We start from the raw sequence: 17,912 nt of genomic DNA on the forward strand, positions 1-17,912 counted from the left end.
GCGTTACTGCCGGAACGCGAGCCACGCCACCCCTGCCAGAACAGGCAGGCCGGCCAGGTCGACGTTGGCGATTTTGCGCAGGGCCGGCGGCGATCCGGCCTGCCAGTAGAGCGCGAGGAAGCTCACCATGCTGATGCCGACCACCAGCACGGCGAGCTTGCGGCCTTCGGGGATGAAAGCGGCCCAGATGCAGGCCGCGAAGACCGCCACGAACAGCCCCGCGCGGTGGTGCATCAGCAGGAACAGCGGATTGTCCGGCTGCAAGCGGTAGAGGCTCGTCAGCGTCGCAGGCCGGAAGAAGGCGAGCGCGGGCATGGCGTGGATCGCGGCAAGGATCAGCCAGAGGATAGGTTGCATCATGCAACTGGTCTAACCCCACTGCGCACCGCGCGCAAGCCTCCCTACCGGCTGGCCGGGTCGGGCACGGCGCGCCCTTGACACCGGCAAGGCCGCACTCCGATACTCCCGTCCATGCTGCTGCCCGCCGTGATCATCGACGATTTCCTCGGAGCCGACGCGGCGGGAGACCTGCTCGCCTTCGCGCTGGCGCATGAGGCGGATTTTGTGCCGTCGGAAGTCGGGTCGGAGGGCGATCAGGTGGTCAAGCCAGAGACCCGCAACTCGCTGTCCTTCGAGGGCGATCTCGGCGAGGTCATCGCCCCCTTCGCCGCCGCGGTCGCGCGCGAGGCGGCCAAGCTCAAGGCGGCGACCGGCTGCGGCGATTTCGGCCCCGATCTCACCGATCTGGAACTGGTCGCGCATTGCGACGGGCACCGCTTTCGCCGCCATGTCGACACGGCGACCGGGGCCAGCCGGATGCTCGGTCCGGCGGACCGGGTGTTGAGCCTCGTCTATTACCTCCACGCCAAGCCCAAGGTGTTTTCGGGCGGCGATCTGGTAATGCACGCGCTGGTCGGAGAGGAACGCCGGGTTATCGCGCCGCGCCACGACCGGCTGGTGGCCTTCCCCTCGATCGCCCCGCACCAGGTCGCGCCGATCAGCCTGCCGGGCAACCGCTTTGCCGACGCGCGCTTTTCGCTGGTGTGCTGGCTTGGGCGCGAACGGGCCGGCGCACCGGCGGCTTAGCCGAGCTTCCACTCCCACCCGAGCGGATCGCCGTCCATCACCTCGACGCCCTGCGCGGCGAGTTCGTCGCGGATCGCGTCGGAGGCGGCAAAGTCCTTGGCAGCGCGGGCTTCCTTGCGGCGGGCGAGAGCGGCTTCGATTTCGTCCTCGGTAATGGTCGCGCCCTTGGGGCGGATGCGCAGGTCGGCGCGGGTGAGGCTGAACAGGTTCGTGCCGAGAACGGAGTCCATTGCCGTCGCCAGTCGCCCTTTCTTTTCAACGTCGACCTTTTTGGCCGCCAGCACGTCGTCGAACGCCGTCAGCGCAACCGCCGTATTGAGGTCGTCCCCCATCGCCGCATCGAACTTGTCGAGCATCGGCTGCAACTTACCCCAATCGTCACCCTGAACTTGTTTCAGGGTCCATCCGTCCGCAAGCGCCGGCGTTTGAGGCGTGATGGATGCTGAACCAAGTTCAGCATGACGAGCCCTGATAGCCTCGACCGCCATCACCATTCGCTTCAACCGCGTCAGCGCCGCGCCCAATCCCTCCCACGAGAACTCCAGCTCGGAGCGATAATGCGCCTGCAAGCACATCAGCCGGTACGCCAGCGGGTGGTAGCCCCGGTCGATCAGCAATTGCAGCCGCAGGAACTCGCCCGAGGACTTCGACATCTTGCCCGAGCGTTCCACGAGGAAGTTGTTGTGCATCCAGATCTTGGCGCCCGAATTCCTCGGGTCGTCCAGCCCATTGGTGCAGCAATGCGCCTGGTTCTGCGCGATTTCGTTCGGATGATGGATCTCGCGGTGGTCGATCCCGCCGGTGTGGATGTCGAAGGGAAAGCCCAGCACTTCTCCGCTCATCACCGAGCATTCGAGATGCCAGCCCGGAGCGCCCCGCCCCCACGGCGAATCCCATTCCATCTGCCGCGTCTCACCGGGAGGCGTCTTGCGCCAGATCGCAAAGTCGGCGGCGTTGCGCTTGCCCTCGACCGCCTCGATCCGGCCCTCGCCTTCCTCGGTCTGCGCGCGCGCCAGCCGGCCGTAGTCCGCGACGGTCGAGACGTCGAAATAGAGCCCGCTCTCCAGCTCGTAGCAGTGCTTGTCCGCGATGCCCTTGGCGAATTCGATCATCTGCGGGACGTAGTCGGTCGCGACCGTCCACTGCGCCGGCTGGCGGATGTTAAGGCTGCGCACATCGGCCCAATAGGCCTGCTTGTAGTGCTCGGCGATGTCCCAGATGGATTGCGCCTGCGCCGCCGCCATCTTCTCCATCTTGTCCTCGCCGTCATCTGCATCGTCGGTCAGGTGGCCGACATCGGTGATGTTGATGACGTGGGTGAGCTTAAGCCCCTTCCAGCTCAGCGTGCGGCCCAGCACATCGGCAAACACATAGGCGCGCATGTTGCCGATATGCGGGTAGTTGTAGACCGTCGGCCCGCAAGTATAGACGCGCGCCTCGCCCGGGTGGACGGGCTCGAACACCTCGAGCGAGCGGGTGAGCGAGTTGAACAGCTTCAAAGGCGCGTCGGTCATGGGCGCGCTTTGGCCAGAGGCGGTGCGTCCGTCAATTCTCTCAGTCGAACCCGATAAACTTCACATGCTCTTCCAGCGGCACGCGCTCGCGGGCGAAATTGTTCACCGGCGCCTCGGGGTCGCGGTAGCCGATCGCCATGCCGCAAAAGAACATGTAGCGCTCGTGATCGAGGCCGAGGAACTCGCGGATCGTGTGCGCGAAGATCGCCATGTATTCCTGGAAGCAGCTGTCGAGCCCCTCCTCGCGCAGCAGCAGCGCGACGGTCTGGAGCCACATCCCCACATCCGACCACTGCGGCTCCTTCATCAGGCGCGGGAAATAGACGAACAGCACCGCGGGCGCATCGAAGCTGGTGGTATTGCGGCCCATCGCCGCCATGCGCCCCGCGCCGTCATCGCGGGCGATCCCCATCGCGCCGAACATCCCGGCCGAGACCGCGTCGAGCCGCTTCTTGTAGGCTTCCTCGGTGCCCGGAGCAGCCCAGTCATACTCGGCCGCCTTGGGCCCCTCGGCCATCATCTTGGCCTGCAGGTCCTTCAATGGCTGGCCGGTGACGATGCTCGCTTCCCACGGCTGGTAATTGCATCCCGAGGCCGCCCAGCGCGCCTTGTCCATCACGCGGGTAAGCGTTGCGAGATCGACCGGCTTGTCGAGAAAAGCACGGATCGAGCGGCGGGTGGTGACGGCTTCGGTGACGTTCATTTTCTTTTGGGCCCCTTCTCATCCTCGAACAGTTCGGCGAGCTGCTCCATGATCGTGCCGCCGAGCTGCTCCACGTCCATGATCGTCACCGCGCGGCGATAATAGCGCGTGACATCGTGGCCGATGCCGATGGCGACCAGCTGGACGGGCGAAACCTTCTCGATCCACTCGATCACGCCGCGCAGGTGTGCTTCCAGATAGCCCGCCGAGTTCACCGACAGGGTCGAATCGTCCACCGGCGCGCCGTCGGAGATCACCATCAGGATGCGGCGTTCCTCGGGGCGGTAGAGCAGGCGGCTGTGCGCCCAGATCAGCGCCTCGCCGTCGATGTTTTCCTTGAGCAGCCCCTCGCGCATCATCAGCCCGAGATTGCGGCGCGCGCGGCGCCAGGGCTCGTCGGCCTGCTTGTAGATGATGTGCCTGAGGTCGTTGAGGCGCCCGGGGTTCTGCGGCTTGCCATCGGCGAGCCACGCCTCGCGGCTCTGGCCGCCCTTCCACGCGCGGGTGGTGAAGCCGAGGATCTCGGTCTTGACCCCGCAGCGCTCGAGCGTGCGCGCCAGAATGTCGGCGCTGATCGCGGCGATGGAGATCGGACGGCCCCTCATCGAGCCCGAATTGTCGATCAAGAGCGTGACGATCGTGTCCTTAAACTCGACGTCGCGCTCGACCTTGTAGGACAGCGCGGTGCCGGGCGAGATAATCACCCGTGCGAGACGCGCAGCGTCGAGCACGCCCTCTTCCTGATCGAAGTCCCAGCTGCGGTTCTGCTGCGCCATCAGGCGGCGCTGCAAGCGGTTGGCGAGGCGCGTCACCACGCCCTGCAGGCCGGTTAGCTGGCTATCGAGATAGGCGCGCAGGCGATCCAGTTCCTCGGAATCGCACAGGTCGGGGGCGGCGACTTCCTCGTCGAAGCGGGTGGTGAAGGCCTTGTAGTCGACGCTGGCGGGCACCTCGGCCTGCGGGCGGTTGGGGCGCACCGGAGCATTGGCGGCGTCGCTGTCGTCGCTAGGCTCGCCCTCGGCCATGTCGCTGTCGGTTTCGGTGTCGGTGGATTCCTCCCCCTCGCCCTCGCCTTCGGCCATGTCGCCGGCCATTTCGGCGGACTGCGGGTCGCCCTCACCCTGATTGTCGTCGTCGCCCTGATCGTCGTCGCTCGGGGCGTCGTCGTCATCCGCGTCGTCGGAGTCGCTTTCGTCGGGGGCTTCGGTCGGGCGGGTCAGATCGAGCTCGCGCAGCATGTCGAGCGCGAGCTTCTGGAAGGCCTCCTGATCGCCGATCTTCTCGGCCAGCCCGGCAAAATCGCCGCCGACCTTCTCCTCGAGGAAGTCGCGCACCAGCTCGATCCCGCCCTGCGCCTTTTGCGGCACGGCCTCGCCGGTCAGCGCCTCGCGCACCAGCAGCGCGAGTGCGGTCTGCAAGGGGACTTCGGAGGAATTCTGCGCGCGCACAATCTTGTCGCCCGCGGTGCGCAGCTCGGTCGCGGCGTCGAGATTGGCGCGGATACCGCCGAAACGGTTCGCGCCCAGCGCCTCGTAACGCACCTGCTCGATCGCGTCGTAGCAGGCGCGCGCGATGGGCTCGGGCGGCGCGGATCTTGCGTGGAGCGCGGCGTCGTGGTGGCGCAGCTTGAGCGCGAAGCTATCGGCAAAGCCGCGCGCCTCGCGCACCTGATCGGCGGGCAGGTCGCGGCCCGGCAGGGGCACTCGGAAGCGGTTGCCCGCGCTGCCGGGCACATCCGCGCTCCACGCGACCTCGACCTCCGCATCGCGCGCAATCGCCCGCGACGCGCCGGTGAGCGCCTGCTTGAACAGATCGAGCGGGGACTGGTCAGCCATTATCCGTTTTCTTTAGCAACTAATCTGGCGCGCGGAAGTGGCAAAAAGGCGAGGCCTTCAGAGGATCGACTGCCCGGTCTTGGCCCAGTCGGCCATGAAGCCCTCGATCCCCTTGTCGGTCAGCACGTGCTTGAAGAGGGCGTGGATCACCGCCGGCGGCGCGGTCATCACATCCGCACCTATCTTGGCGGCCTGAAGCACGTGGGTGGTGTGGCGCACGCTCGCGACCAGAATCTCGGTGGCGAAGTTGTAGTTGTCGTAGATCAGGCGAATGTCCTCGATCAGGTCCATGCCGTCAAAGCCGTTGTCGTCATGCCGCCCCACGAAGGGCGAGATGAAGCTCGCCCCCGCCTTGGCCGCCAGCAGCGCCTGGTTGGCCGAGAAGCACAGCGTGACATTGACCATCGTGCCCTCGGACGAGAGCGCCTTGCAGGTCTTGAGGCCGTCAACCGTCAGCGGCACCTTGATGCAGACATTGTCGGCGATCTTCCGGAGAACCTCGGCCTCCTTCATCATCGTCGCATGGTCGAGCGCGACCACCTCGGCGCTCACCGGCCCGTCGACGATGCCGCAGATCTCCTTGGTGACTTCCTTGAAATCGCGGCCCGACTTGGCGATCAGCGAGGGGTTGGTGGTCACCCCGTCGAGCAGGCCGGTGGCGGCAAGCTCGCGGATCGCCTCGATCTCGGCGGTGTCGACGAAGAATTTCATGGGGTCACTCCAAGGTTTTTTGCGATAGGCAGCGGGCCGCCGCCGCCCTAGGGCAGGCGCATGAAACGCGCGCCCACACGGATTGCGATGCTGCTTGCCGCCCTCGCGTGCGCTTGGCAACCGTCGAGTGCGTCGGCGGCGGATGAAGATACGCAATTCTGGCTGGTGGGCTTCGTGCGCAGCGACCTTGGCGACGATTTCTTCCTGACGGTCGATGCCTCGCTGCGCATCCGCGAGCCGCAGATCGGGCCCGACCAGCAGACGATCCGCGTCACGGTCGAAAAGGAAGTGGCGGACGGCATCCGCATCGGCGGCGGGGCGGCGGTGTTCGAGACCGATGGCCAGACCGAGTTCCGTCCGCACCAGCAACTGCGCATCGTGAGCGGCGGCTGGGATTTCCGCACCCGTTTCGAACAGCGCATGTTCCCGGGCGCAGACCGGACCGAGCTGCGCTTTCGCCAGCGCGTGCAATACACCGAGCGCCTGAGCAAGACAGTCGACCTGATCGGATCGGCCGAATGGTTCACGGTCTTTCAGGCCCGCAGCGCCGCGCGGCAGGACGGGACCGAGCAGGTGCGCTTCGTCGCCGCCGTGGCGGTCGATGTCGCCAAGGGACTGGAAGTCCAGCCCGGCTACGTCCTGTGGTATTCGCGGCGCGAGGGACGCACCGACGGGATCAGCCACATCCCGCAGCTGACCCTCAACTACCGCTTCTAGATCCGGCTGCCGAGCCCGAACACGCCAATCAGCACCGGATCGCGGGTGCTTTCGGGGTTGGCGCGGATCGCGGCTTCTTCGCGGCCGATTTCGCCCCAGATGGCATCGTCGATCCGGCGGCCGAAGCGGTCGGCGACCCCGGCGACATCCACCCCGGTGAGCGCGCCGAGCGCCTGGCCGAGCAGCGGGTCGCGGCTGATGCGCAGCGCCTCGCCCAGCTCCGGCACCACCGCATCGAGCAGCGCGGTGCCGACTTCCTGCCGCAGATAGAGGCTCGCCGCATCGGGCCCGCCCCGCACCAGCGCGAGGGCGTTCTCGAAGCCGATCACCTCGATCGCATGGGTCACCACCGGCGCGGCGCGGAAGCTCGCATCGATCGCGAAGGTGGCGAAACGCTCCTCGAGCCGGTCCTTGAAGGCCTGCGAGGTGAGAATCCGCCCCAGCACGTCCCCGCGCGTGCCCATGAGGTCGGTGAGCCCGATCCGCGCGACCTGCTCGTCCCAGAAGCCGCCCGGAGCGGTGAGGCGAGCGAAGGCGTTCTCGGAGGCGAGCAGCAGCAGGCGGCGCACCGCTTCCACGAGGCTGAACCCGCCCCCGGTGCTAGCGCAGCCCGGAAGCAGCAGCAGCGCGCCTGCCCCTGCGGCTCCGGCGAGCAGGCTGCGGCGGGTGGTGGCACGGTTCGCGACAATTGCGGTCATTGGTCCAGTCTCCAAGCTTGCCCTTGGCCTATGCCGATCTCCATATAACTGCGCGATGAACCGAATTCGCCTGCTTGTTTTGAACGCCGCGCTCGGCCCGCTGGACTACCGGCTGCCCGAGGGCGTCGCCGCGCCTGCGGGGAGCGTGGTGGTCGCGCCCTTGGGGCCGCGCAAGGTGATGGGGATCGTGTGGGACGAGGGGCGGTTGCCGGGCGAGGAAATCGCCTTCGAGCGGCTGCGTCCGATTCTCGAGGTGCTGCCCGTCCCGCCCTTGCCGCAGGCGCTCAGGCGGCTGATCGAGTGGACCGCCGATTACTACTGCGCCCCGCTCGCGAGCACCGCGCGCATGGCGCTGGCGAGCGGCGGCGCGCTGGGCGGCCCGGCGACGATGACCGAATACCGGCTGTCGGGCGGCCTCCCCGAACGCATGACCGCGCAGCGCCTCGCCGCGATCGAGGCGCTGGAGGGCGAACAGGGCACGATGCGCGAGCTGGCGGGGATCGCGGGGGTTTCGGAAGGCGTGCTGCGGGGCCTCGTCAATCAGGGGGTGATCGAGCCGGTGGTGGTCAATATCGACCGCCCCTACCCGCCCGCCGATCCCGATTTCCACCAGCCCGCGCTGTCGGAGGCGCAGGCTGCGGTCGCGGGCACACTGGTCGCTGCGGTGCGTGCGCAGAAATTCGCTCCCTTCCTCATCGACGGGGTGACGGGATCGGGGAAGACCGAGACCTATTTCGAGCCCGTCGCCGAGGCGATCCGGCAGGGGCGTCAGGTGCTGGTGCTGCTGCCCGAGATTGCGCTCACCGAGAACTTCCTCGCGCGGTTCGAGGCGCGGTTCGGGGCCAAGCCGGTGCTGTGGCATTCCTCGCTCAAGTCCACCGAACGGCGGCGGGCATGGCGCGCGATTGCGGACGGCACGGCGCAAGTGGTGGTCGGCGCGCGGTCGGCGCTGTTCCTGCCCTATGCGAACCTCGGCCTCATCGTCGTCGACGAGGCGCACGAGATCAGCTTCAAGCAGGATGACGGGGTGCGCTACAACGCCCGCGACGTGGCGGTGATGCGCGCGCGGTTCGAGGGCCTGCCGGTGATCCTCGCCAGCGCCACCCCGGCGCTCGAGAGCCTGCACATGGCCGCGCAGGGCATCTACACCAAGCTCGACCTCCCCGCGCGCTTCGGCGGCGCGAGCCTGCCGAAAGTGCGCCTCGTCAACCTCACCGAAGAAAAACCCGGCAGCCAGCGCTGGCTCGCGGGGCCGCTGATCGAGGCGCTGCGCGATCGGCTGGCCAAGGGCGAGCAGTCGCTCCTGTTCCTCAACCGCCGCGGCTATGCGCCGTTGACGCTATGCCGCAATTGCGGACACCGGTTCAAATGCCCCTCGTGCAGCGCGTGGCTGGTCGAGCACCGCCTCTCGTCGCGCCTCGCCTGCCACCATTGCGGGTTCGAGACGCGCGTGCCCGAGGCCTGCCCCGAATGCGGCGAGAGCGACTGCCTTGTCGCCTGCGGGCCGGGGGTGGAGCGGATCGCAGCCGAGGTCGCCGACCTGTTCCCCGAGGCGCGCCTCGCGGTGGCGACCTCCGACACGCTCAATACGCCTGACAAGGCAGCCGAGTTCATCGCGCAGGCCGAGGGCAAGGCGATCGACATCATCATCGGCACACAGCTCGTCACCAAGGGCTTCCACTTCCCCGACCTGACGCTGGTGGGGGTGGTCGACGCCGACCTCGGCCTCGAAGGCGGCGACCTGCGCGCGGGCGAGCGCACTTTCTCGCAGATCGCACAGGTCGCCGGGCGCGCGGGACGCGGGGCCAAGCCGGGCGAGGTGCTGATCCAGACCCGCCACCCGGACGCGCCCGTGATCGCGGCCCTCGCGAACGGCGACCGCGACGCCTTTTACGAAGCCGAAACCCAAGGCCGCCGCGACGCAGGCGCTCCGCCCTTCGGCAGGTGGGCAGCGATCATTCTGTCGAGCGAAGACGAAAAGGAAGCCCGCGAGGCCGCCCAGCGCCTCGGCGATGTCCGCCCGCGCCATGCCGACGTCCAGATCCTCGGCCCCGCGCCTGCCCCCCTGTCGCTGCTGCGCGGGCGCTACCGTTACCGTTTTCTCGTGAACGCGCGGCGCAGCGCCAATCTGCAAGCGATGCTGCGGGACTGGATCGGGGGGGTGCAATTCGCGCCCGGGGTGCGCGTGGGGATCGATATCGACCCCTACTCCTTCGTCTGACGAAACCAAAAGCGCATCCGGGGCGTATCCCCACCCATGACCCGCCCCGTTCTCGTGCCGATCCTCGGCGACCAGCTGTCGCGCAATCTCTCCAGCCTCGAAGGCCTCTCCCCCGCCGAAACCCGCATCCTGATGATGGAGGTGTGGGATGAGGCGACCTATGTGAAGCACCACAAGCAGAAGATCGTGCTCATTTTTTCGGCAATGCGACACTTTGCCGAGGAGCTGCGCGCCGAGGGCTGGCAGGTCGATTACATTCGCCTCGACGATCCGGAGAACACCGGCAGCTTCACCGGCGAGGTAGCGCGCGCGGTGGAACGCCATGCGCCCTCCGAGATCCGCGTCACCGAAAGCGGCGAGTGGCGGGTGCATGAAGCCATGCTCGAATGGGAAGGCCGCTTCCCCTGCCCCGTCTCGATCCTCCCCGACACGCGATTCATCGCCACCCACGCCGAGTTCCGCGCCTTTGCGGAAGGGCGCAAGCACCTCACGATGGAGTATTTCTACCGCGAGATGCGGCGCAAGACCGGGCTGCTGATGGAGGGCGACAAGCCGGTCGGCGGCGTCTGGAACCTCGACGCCGAAAACCGCGAGCCGCCCAAGGAAGGCCTGAAGGCGCCCCCCGCCCCCAAGTTCGCCCCCGACGCCATTACGCAGGAGGTCATCGCCCTCGTCGGCGCGCGCTTCGCCGACCACTTCGGCGACCTCGAACCCTTCGGCTGGCCCGTCACCCGCGCCGAGGCTCTGGAAGCCGCCGAGGCCTTCTTCGCGCGCCGCCTCAGCCTGTTCGGACCCTACCAGGACGCGATGGTGGAGGGGCAAGACGACCTCTACCACTCGATGCTCTCGACCAGCATCAATATCGGGCTGCTCGATCCCCTCGAACTGTGTCGCGCGGCCGAGGCTGCCTATAAATCAGGCAGGGCTCCGCTCAATTCCGTAGAGGGCTTCATCCGCCAGATCATCGGGTGGCGCGAATATGTGCGCGGGTTCTACTGGCACCAGATGCCCGGCCTCGCCGCTGCCAATGAATTGGGCGCGTATAGGCCGCTGCCCGAGTTCTTCTGGACCGGCGCAACCGACATGCGCTGCCTTGCCGATTGCATCCGCACCACGCGCGAGGACGCCCACGCGCACCACATCCAGCGGCTGATGGTGCTCGGCAATTTCTGCCTGATCGCGGGGATCGACCCGGCCCAAGTCGGCGACTGGTATCTCGCGGTCTATGCCGACGCCTTCGAATGGGTCGAGCTGCCGAATGTCGCGGGCATGGTGCTCTATGCCGATGGCGGCAGGCTCGCGACCAAGCCCTATGCGGCGAGCGGCAACTACATCAACAAGATGAGCAATTACTGCGGGGGCTGCCGCTACAAGGTCGCCGAGAAGACCGGGCCGAAAGCCTGCCCCTTCAATCCGCTCTACTGGCACTTCATGGACCGCAACCGCGACCGGCTCGAAAGCAACCACCGCATCGGGCGCATCTACGCGACCTGGGACAAGATGGGCGAGGCCAAGCAGCGCGAATATCTCGAGAGCGCGGAGCGGTTCCTCGATGCGCTGGTGCCAGCAAGCCCCGGCTGGGCGCGGTCAGTCTAGGCTTCGGCAGCGAGGCGGCGGCGCGCCCACCAGGGGGCCATAACCTCGCCCTGCCGCGCCGCGCGCCAGATCAGCCACACCCCGAACCCGCCCGCCACCACCAGCGCGATCACCGAAGCCTCGAGCCCGAAGGCCCCGCCCGAGATCAGCGGATCGCCTGCCAGCCGCGCGTCGACCAGCCCGTCGACGTCGTTGCCCGAGACCGGCACGTCCCAGATCAGCCCCTGCGTCATGTTCCAGCCGAAATGCAGGCCGATCGGCACCCACAAGCTGCGCGTGAGCATATAGGCTCCGCCCAGCATCAGCCCCGCCTCGACCGCGATGGTGAAAGAGGAAAACCATGTCGCATTGTCGTTGCCTATATGCGCCAGGCCGAACAGCGCCGAGGTGATGAACAGCGCGGCATAGCTCCCGGCGAATTCCTCGATCCAGCGCAGCAAGATGCCGCGGAAGATGAACTCCTCGACGAAGCCTGCGCTGATTCCGGCGGTGAACAGCAGCATCAGCCAGTTGCTCATCCCGCCCCAGCCGACGATGAAATAGGCCCCCGCGAGCGCCGCGATCCCCACGATGACGCTGAACAGCACGAAGGCCCCGAAGGTGCCCAGCGCCAGCCCTTGCACCGCTCCGGCCAGCGGTAGGTCGTCGTGCTTCCTCTCCCCCAGCCGCCGCAGCACCAGCTTCTGCGCCGCGATCAGCGCCGCAATCGTCGCCAGCACCATCAGCGCGCCGCGGACATCGCGGTCGAGCACGCCGCGCAGCATCCCGCCGACGAGGTTCATCACCGCCAGAACGGCAGCCGTAACCGCAATCGCGGCAAGCATCGCCACCAGCGGGAAGTTCCAGATGCGCTTCCACAGCGGCGGCTGAGCGGCAGTTACAGTGTCCATGATCGGAGTTGCCCCGTTGTTTTGTGTGTCTCAAGGGATGGCGCGAGCGCGCAGGCTTGGCTAGGTCTCGTCGCACAATAATCGACGGAGAGCCGATGCCATGCTGACCATCCACCACCTGCGCCTGTCGCAATCCGAACGCATCGTCTGGCTCGCCGAGGAGCTGGGGATCGAATACGACCTCAAGCTCTACAACCGCCGCACCGACAACCGCCTCGCGCCCGACGAATACAAGGCGCTCCACCCGATGGGCATTGCCCCGGTCATCACCGACGGCGACTTCGTGCTGGGCGAGAGCGGGGCGATCATGGACTACATCGTCGCGAAGTATGCGCCCGATACGCCGCTGGTGCCGGGCGCGGATCACCCCGATTTCGCCGACCACCTGTTCTACTACCACTGGGCCAACGCGACCTTCATGACCAACGGCATGATGGCGCTGGTGGCACAGTTCATGGGCGCGACCGAACTGCCCGCCTTCGTCGCCGACCGCGTGGCGAAAGGCTGGAAGATCGTCGAGCAGCGTCTCGGCGAGGCGGACTATTTCGGGGGCGCGCAGCTGACCACCGCGGACATCATGATGGGCTTCCAGCTCACCACCAGCCGCGCGATGAGCGGGATGGCGATCGACCACCTGCCCAACCTCAAGGCCTACCTCGCGCGCATCGGCGAGCGCCCGGCCTACCAGCGCGCGATGGCCAAGTGCGAACCGGGGATGCCGCCGAAGCTGGATTGAGGTTGGCGCAGGCCCACCCCTAACCCCTCCCGCAAGCGGGAGGGGGACGGGAAGCGCTGACGCTCCCCTCCCGCTCGCGGGAGGGGCCGGGGGTGGGCCTACCGGCCCTCCCTCCTTAGCAACTCCGCCTTGATCTCCAGCCCATAGGCATAGCCGCCCAGCGTCCCGTCGCTGGCGATCACGCGGTGGCAGGGGATCAGCACCGCGATATTGTTCGCCCCGTTCGCGCCGCCGACCGCGCGGCTGGCTTTCGGGTTGCCGAGGGCGGCGGCCAGCTCGCCATAGGAGCGCGTCTCGCCGTGGGGGATGCGGCGCAGTTCTTCCCAGACCCTCTGCTGGAAGGCGGTGCCGTGGACGTCGAGCGGAATCGCGGCGCTGCCGGGGCCGGGTTGCTCGACTGCCGCCACGACCTTCGCGAAGAGCTCGCGGAAGGCCTCGCCGGCGGGCAGCAGTTCGGCCCGCGGGAAGCGCGCGCGCAACTCCGCCTCGCCCTCCCCGAAGGCAAGGCAGCACACCCCCACCTCGGTCGCGGCGACCAGCATGGGGCCGAGCGAGGTCGGCAGCACCGCCCAGTGGATCACGCGGCCCGCGCCGCCTCTTGTCCAGTCGCTCGGGCGCATCCCCAGTCTGCCTTTCGTTTCGGTGTAGAATTGCTCCGGCCCGCTGAAGCCTGCCTCGGCCAGCGCCTCGGTGACGCCAAGGCCGCGCCCCAGCGCCTCTCTCACCCGCTCCTCGCGCAAGGCGCGCGCGAAGGCGGCGGGGGAGAGGCCGACGGTGCGCTTGAACAGGCGCTGGAAGTGGGTGGGGGTGTAGCCGGTGAGGTCGGCGAGCTGGTCGAGCGTCAGCGCCCCCTGCTCGCGGATCGCGGCGATGGCGGCGAGGACGCAGGCCTCCTCGGCGCTCTGCGTGTTCGGCGAGCAGCGCTTGCACGCCCTGAGGCCCGCTGCCTCGGCGTCGGCGGGGCTAGCGTAGAAGCGCACGTTCTTTCTATGCGGGGCGCGCGCGGGGCAGCTCGGGCGGCAATAGATGCCGGTCGAATGGACGCCGGTGACGAAGGCCCCGTCGAACCGCCGGTCCTTGGCGAGCATCGCCTGCCAGCGGTCGTCGTCCGTGATGTTCCCCAAATGTTTCACGTGAAACACTCCCGCGATCAATGCCGCTCGATCCGCGCGGCAAAGCAGCCATGCATGGCATTGTGCGCATCGATATAGGCGACCGCCGGATCATCGAGCAACGCCCGCAGCTGCGCGTCGACATCATCGGCAAGCGCCAGTGCGGCGCTGTGGAGGTCGCCCTCGCCCGTATAGCCCCGCAGCGCGATGGGCCTGCCGCGCAGCACCGGAGGGAGGCTGTCGAGATAGTCGGCTGCCTCGCGTGCGGCGGCGCGGACATAGATCGCGAAAGCGTTCCGGTAAGGGCTTTCGACCGCGTGGTTGGCGTAGTGGGTCAGCAGCAGCGCCTCGCCGGGCTGCGCGTCCTCGAGGCTCACGCGGCAGGGGAAGCGTCCCTCGCCCGCAACCTCGCGCCGCGCCCGGCGGCGGGCGAGGCTGGCGTCATCGAGCGCGAAGTGTTCGGCGAAAAGTGCGGGGTCCAAACCCCTGATCCGGTAGGTCATCGTGCGGCTCCCTTGCCATGTCTGTCAGGGGAGCTTGTGCACCATCCACCGGCGCGCCGCAGCCGGCAGGCTTGCGCTCAATGTCGCAGCCGCGCTCAGCCTGCGGCGATCGAGGCGGCGATGGTGCGCGCGCGCGCCTTGAGCTGGGCGTCGGTGATGCCCTTGCCCTCGAGCGCGTAGACGTTGACGTTCATGAACTCGCTGTTGACCAGCGTCATGCAGATCACGCCGCGGATCTTGGCTGTGCCCCCTGCGGTCACCACGTCGCCGGTCATCGCCATATAGGCGCACACGTCGTCCTGCCCGAAGAAGCGCGGCACGGTGTTGTCGAGCTGGATTTCGTTGTCGGTGCCTGCCGCCACGTCGCGCCCGGCCTTCTCGATCGCGTCCTCGACCAGCTGCTGGCCGCTCGCGGTCTGCACTTCGCGGGCGATCAGCGCGATGAAATCCGCGCGCGGGATCGGCACGGATTGCGACTGGCGCGGCGACTTGATGTGGACGTAATCCTCGCCGAAGGTGCCGCAGCGGTCGAGATTGGCGTGGGTGAAGTTCATCGTATCGAGCGCGGCGACACCCTGGGCAAGCTCGACCGTGGGGCCCGATGGCAGGCAGTAGCCATTGGGCACCGGCACGGTGAAGGCCTTGCCGCCGACGGTGAAGCGGTGCACCTCCCTGGTCTGGGCCGCCGCCCCGCCGGGCGCCGCCGCAAGCGCCAGGGCCGCCAAGGCCAGTGTCACATAACGCATGCCGATCATTGCTGCCCCCGTATCCATTGGCTAGATCATGTCTCTCACGAGCGTCATTGCAGCTATTCCTGCCAGTTCAAGGATTTTCTGGTGATTGACCCTGCCCGCCTGCGGACCCTCCCCCGCCTCCGGCTGATCGCGGTGCTGCTGTGCGCGCTTGCGGCGCTGTTCGGCGTGCTGCGTGCGGGGCCGCTTGCCGCCGATCCGGGCGATGTCGATGCGGCCTCGCGCGGCGTGGTGCGGGTGGTGATCATCGGCGAGGAGGGGGACGAGCCCGTCCCCGTCAGCCACGGCACCGGCTTCGCCGTCTCGCCGACGCGGATCGTCACCAATGCCCATGTGGTGGCCGAGGCGGTGCAGGACGATACGCTCAGGATCGGGATTGTCCCTTCCGAAGGCACGGGCGGCGCCTTTGCGCGGGTGGTGGCGGTCTCGCCGAAGAACGACCTCGCCCTGCTCGAGATCGCGAAGGGCTCCCTGCGCCTGCCGCCGCTGGCGCTGGCGGGGGGTGACACCGGCAATCTCGGCGAGGTTTCGGCGGTGGGCTATCCGATGAATGTCGATCTGGCCCAAGGGCTTGATATGGCGGACATCTTCCGCGCCCAGCCGCCGGTCAAGTCGCGCGGCTTCCTTTCGGGCGAGCGGCCGAGCCGCCAGTTCGACACGATCCTCCACACCGCCCCCATCGCGCGCGGCAATTCGGGCGGGCCGCTGCTCGATCCGTGCGGGCGCGTGATCGGGGTCAACTCCTTCAGCGCCGATGCCGAGAGCGGTGACGCCGAGTTCTACTTCGCCGTCTCCTTGCGCGAATTGCTGCCCTTCCTGCGCAGCAACAAGGTCGAGCCGGTGGTCAATGCCCTGCCCTGCCGCTCGATCGAGGAATTGAACGCCGAGGAACGCCAGCGGCTCGAGGCCGAGCAGAGCCAGGCGCGTGCGGCGCTCGAGCAGCGCAGCGAATCCCTGCGCGAGGTGCGCGAGAGCGCCCGCCTCACCGCGCAGATGGAGGTGCTCGAAGCGCGCGAGAACCGCATGGCGCTGGCGCTGATCGCTCTGCTGGCCTGCATCGGCGCGGGCTATGCCGCTTTCGTGTGGCGCGGCGAGGAAGAGCGGCGCTCGCAGATGCGGATCGCGGGCGCGGTGTCGGCGGCGGGGCTGGCGGTGGCCTTGCTGCTGTGGTTCACCCGTCCGGGTCTCTCGGAGATCGAGGACCGGGTCGCCGCGGCGGTCGAGAAGGCGCAGGGCGGCGATGGCAAGCCCGACACCCCGGCCAAGACCTCGGATGCCGCCGAGGGCGCGCTGATCTGCACCCTCGTTCCCGAGCGCAGCCGCGTCACCGCCGCGCGCACCGATGACGTCGCCTTCGAATGGTCGGCAGACGGCTGCGTCAACCGGCGCACCCAATATGGCCTTGCGCAAGGGGGCGAATGGCAACGCGTCTTCGCCGCCGAGGATGACGCGGCGGTCGCGGTCAACACCTATGACCCGGCGACCCGCACCTTGCGCACCGACCGCTATCTGCTCGGGCAAGAGGCTCTCGCCGCCGCCCGCGCCGCGCGCGCGGCCTACACCCCGCCCGCCTGCGGGGTGAGCGATGCGGCGCGGACTCTGGGCGAGCAGCAATCGACGCTGATCGCCGGCCTGCCCGAGCGCCCCAATGAGCGGCTTGTCTATTCCTGCTCGCAAAAGCCCTAGGTGCCCCGACAATTCATCGGGCGTTCATCCAGAAAAGGCGTTATTGCAGGGAGTTAGACTCGATCAGGGATGGTGGACCCATGCGGAGAGGCTTGCTTCGTTTCGTTCTTGCAGCATCGCTGACAGCCACGTGGCCGGGCGTCTCCTCGGCACAGGAAACCGCGCAGGCACCCGCCGCCGAGCCCCTCGCCGCGCAGGCCGCCGCCGTTGACGAATTCTGGGAGATCCCGGGGATCGAAGTGCGCGGGGAGCGCTGGCTGGAGCCGGACGAGATTCTCTACAGCCTGCGCAAGCTGACCGCGCCCGACCGCGGCTCGCGCATCCTGCCGCGCTTCTATTCGCCCTTCTGCCCGCGCGTTGCCGGGGTCGATCGCAAGACCGCCGCGGTGCTGGAAGACCGCATCCGCGCCAACGCCAAGGCCGCCGGGCTCTTCACCGAGCCGGAACACTGCCGCCTCAACGCCTTTGTCATCGTGCTCGAAGAGCCGCTGGAAATGTTCGATCGCCTGCGCAACCGGCGCCCGGGCCTGTTCGGGAACCTGCTGTGGAATGACCGGACGATCCGCTCGGTCCGCGACGATATCAAGGCGGGCAAGCCGCTCGTGTCGTGGAACCAGATCGGCATCGGCTGGCCCGGGATCGACTCCGCCACGCCCGACTTCTCGATCAGCGCCGCTCCCGGCTTCAACTTCCGCGGGGAGACCGCCGGGCGCGCGCTCTACACGCCCTGGATCATGAAGAACATCGCGGTGGTGGTGCTGGACAAGAACCAGCTCGGCGGTTTCGACCTCGACCAGATCGCCGATGTCTCCTCGCTCTATCTGATCGGGCTGCCGCGCCGGAACCTCGACTTCACCGGGGTCACCGCGCCGACGATGCTGCGCATGTTCGAGGCCGGCCCGGAAAATGCGCCGGAAGGGCTCACCGAGTTCGACCGCGCCTATCTCAGGGGCATTCTGGTGCAAGGCCGCAACACCATGAGCGACCGGATCGGCGACCGGGTGGTGGAGGTCTATCGCGAGGAATGCGCTCTGCCCGACGGGCAGTGCGACCTCGACAAGGGCGGGTAAACGCGGCGGTATTGGTGATGCGGTTCATGCCGCGTTCACCGCGATGATACGACGTAACCTGCCTCTTCGGGCAATGATAACA

The 17,912-nt window shown here is 67.8% G+C and carries 17 protein-coding genes; 7 read left to right on the top strand and 10 right to left on the bottom strand.

From position 1 onward, the window contains the following. Positions 1-3 precede the first annotated feature (3 nt). Positions 4-360, bottom strand: a complete 357-nt coding sequence (locus PFX90_RS13370; protein WP_285713037.1) for a hypothetical protein — start codon at positions 358-360, stop codon at positions 4-6. Positions 361-471: 111 nt separating this feature from the next. On the opposite strand from PFX90_RS13370, the gene PFX90_RS13375 reads away from it, so the two are divergent. Continuing rightward, positions 472-1,086, top strand: a complete 615-nt coding sequence (locus PFX90_RS13375) for a 2OG-Fe(II) oxygenase (protein ID WP_285713038.1) — start codon at positions 472-474, stop codon at positions 1,084-1,086. On the opposite strand, the gene cysS is transcribed toward PFX90_RS13375, so the two are convergent. From cysS to fsa, 4 genes are read right to left on the bottom strand one after another with little or no spacing between them, the layout of a single operon-like run. Continuing rightward, the gene (cysS, locus tag PFX90_RS13380; protein WP_285713039.1) at positions 1,083-2,600 is read right to left on the bottom strand and encodes a cysteine--tRNA ligase; all 1,518 of its coding nucleotides are present in this window, start codon (positions 2,598-2,600) and stop codon (positions 1,083-1,085) included. The genes PFX90_RS13375 and cysS overlap by 4 nt on opposite strands. A 40-nt stretch (positions 2,601-2,640) precedes the next feature. Beyond that, a complete protein-coding gene (locus PFX90_RS13385; RefSeq protein ID WP_285713040.1) occupies positions 2,641-3,303 on the bottom strand; it encodes a nitroreductase in 663 nt (220 codons plus the stop codon). Next, positions 3,300-5,138 (bottom strand): cobaltochelatase subunit CobT, encoded by a 1,839-nt coding sequence (gene cobT, locus PFX90_RS13390; protein ID WP_285713041.1) that lies wholly within the window; start codon positions 5,136-5,138, stop codon positions 3,300-3,302. The genes PFX90_RS13385 and cobT overlap by 4 nt, the downstream gene beginning before the upstream one ends. A gap of 57 nt (positions 5,139-5,195) precedes the next feature. After that, on the bottom strand, positions 5,196-5,849 hold the full coding sequence (gene fsa, locus PFX90_RS13395) for a fructose-6-phosphate aldolase (protein WP_066528512.1): 654 nt from the start codon (positions 5,847-5,849) through the stop codon (positions 5,196-5,198). A 60-nt stretch (positions 5,850-5,909) separates the two neighbouring features. Between fsa and PFX90_RS13400 the strand changes: the two genes are divergently transcribed. Next, the gene (locus PFX90_RS13400) at positions 5,910-6,566 is read left to right on the top strand and encodes a DUF2490 domain-containing protein (RefSeq protein ID WP_285713042.1); all 657 of its coding nucleotides are present in this window, start codon (positions 5,910-5,912) and stop codon (positions 6,564-6,566) included. Here the strand turns inward: PFX90_RS13400 and PFX90_RS13405 are convergent. Beyond that, positions 6,563-7,264 carry a DUF4197 domain-containing protein gene (locus tag PFX90_RS13405; protein WP_285713043.1) on the bottom strand — a complete coding sequence of 234 codons (702 nt, stop codon included), beginning with the start codon at positions 7,262-7,264 and terminating at the stop codon, positions 6,563-6,565. The genes PFX90_RS13400 and PFX90_RS13405 overlap by 4 nt on opposite strands. A 55-nt stretch (positions 7,265-7,319) precedes the next feature. On the opposite strand from PFX90_RS13405, the gene PFX90_RS13410 reads away from it, so the two are divergent. Together PFX90_RS13410 and PFX90_RS13415 are read left to right on the top strand one after the other, a co-directional pair. Further along, positions 7,320-9,485, top strand: coding sequence for a primosomal protein N' (locus tag PFX90_RS13410; protein WP_285713044.1), 2,166 nt, complete (start codon positions 7,320-7,322; stop codon positions 9,483-9,485). A 36-nt stretch (positions 9,486-9,521) separates the two neighbouring features. Continuing rightward, positions 9,522-11,081 carry a cryptochrome/photolyase family protein gene (locus PFX90_RS13415; protein ID WP_285713045.1) on the top strand — a complete coding sequence of 520 codons (1,560 nt, stop codon included), beginning with the start codon at positions 9,522-9,524 and terminating at the stop codon, positions 11,079-11,081. Here PFX90_RS13415 and PFX90_RS13420 read toward each other — a convergent pair. Next, positions 11,078-11,971 (bottom strand): CPBP family intramembrane glutamic endopeptidase, encoded by an 894-nt coding sequence (locus PFX90_RS13420; protein WP_285713046.1) that lies wholly within the window; start codon positions 11,969-11,971, stop codon positions 11,078-11,080. The genes PFX90_RS13415 and PFX90_RS13420 overlap by 4 nt on opposite strands. Before the next feature lie 100 nt (positions 11,972-12,071). Between PFX90_RS13420 and PFX90_RS13425 the strand changes: the two genes are divergently transcribed. Then, a complete protein-coding gene (locus PFX90_RS13425; protein ID WP_285713047.1) occupies positions 12,072-12,707 on the top strand; it encodes a glutathione S-transferase family protein in 636 nt (211 codons plus the stop codon). A gap of 98 nt (positions 12,708-12,805) precedes the next feature. Here the strand turns inward: PFX90_RS13425 and PFX90_RS13430 are convergent, their stop codons facing one another. The 3 genes from PFX90_RS13430 to PFX90_RS13440 all read right to left on the bottom strand — a co-directional run bounded on the left by PFX90_RS13430 (position 12,806) and on the right by PFX90_RS13440 (position 15,077). Beyond that, entirely contained in the window at positions 12,806-13,795 is a 990-nt protein-coding gene (locus PFX90_RS13430; protein ID WP_285713593.1) for a bifunctional transcriptional activator/DNA repair enzyme AdaA, read from the bottom strand. A gap of 62 nt (positions 13,796-13,857) precedes the next feature. Beyond that, entirely contained in the window at positions 13,858-14,322 is a 465-nt protein-coding gene (locus PFX90_RS13435; protein WP_285713048.1) for a DUF1203 domain-containing protein, read from the bottom strand. A 95-nt stretch (positions 14,323-14,417) separates the two neighbouring features. After that, a complete protein-coding gene (locus tag PFX90_RS13440) occupies positions 14,418-15,077 on the bottom strand; it encodes a hypothetical protein (RefSeq protein WP_285713049.1) in 660 nt (219 codons plus the stop codon). An 81-nt stretch (positions 15,078-15,158) separates the two neighbouring features. On the opposite strand from PFX90_RS13440, the gene PFX90_RS13445 reads away from it, so the two are divergent. Together PFX90_RS13445 and PFX90_RS13450 are read left to right on the top strand one after the other, a co-directional pair. Then, positions 15,159-16,760 (top strand): S1 family peptidase, encoded by a 1,602-nt coding sequence (locus PFX90_RS13445; RefSeq protein ID WP_285713051.1) that lies wholly within the window; start codon positions 15,159-15,161, stop codon positions 16,758-16,760. Positions 16,761-16,852: 92 nt separating this feature from the next. Beyond that, positions 16,853-17,830, top strand: a complete 978-nt coding sequence (locus PFX90_RS13450; protein ID WP_285713052.1) for a hypothetical protein — start codon at positions 16,853-16,855, stop codon at positions 17,828-17,830. Positions 17,831-17,912 lie beyond the last annotated feature (82 nt).

It is taken from the genome of Erythrobacter oryzae, from assembly GCF_030271515.1.
Lineage (GTDB): Bacteria > Pseudomonadota > Alphaproteobacteria > Sphingomonadales > Sphingomonadaceae > Erythrobacter > Erythrobacter oryzae.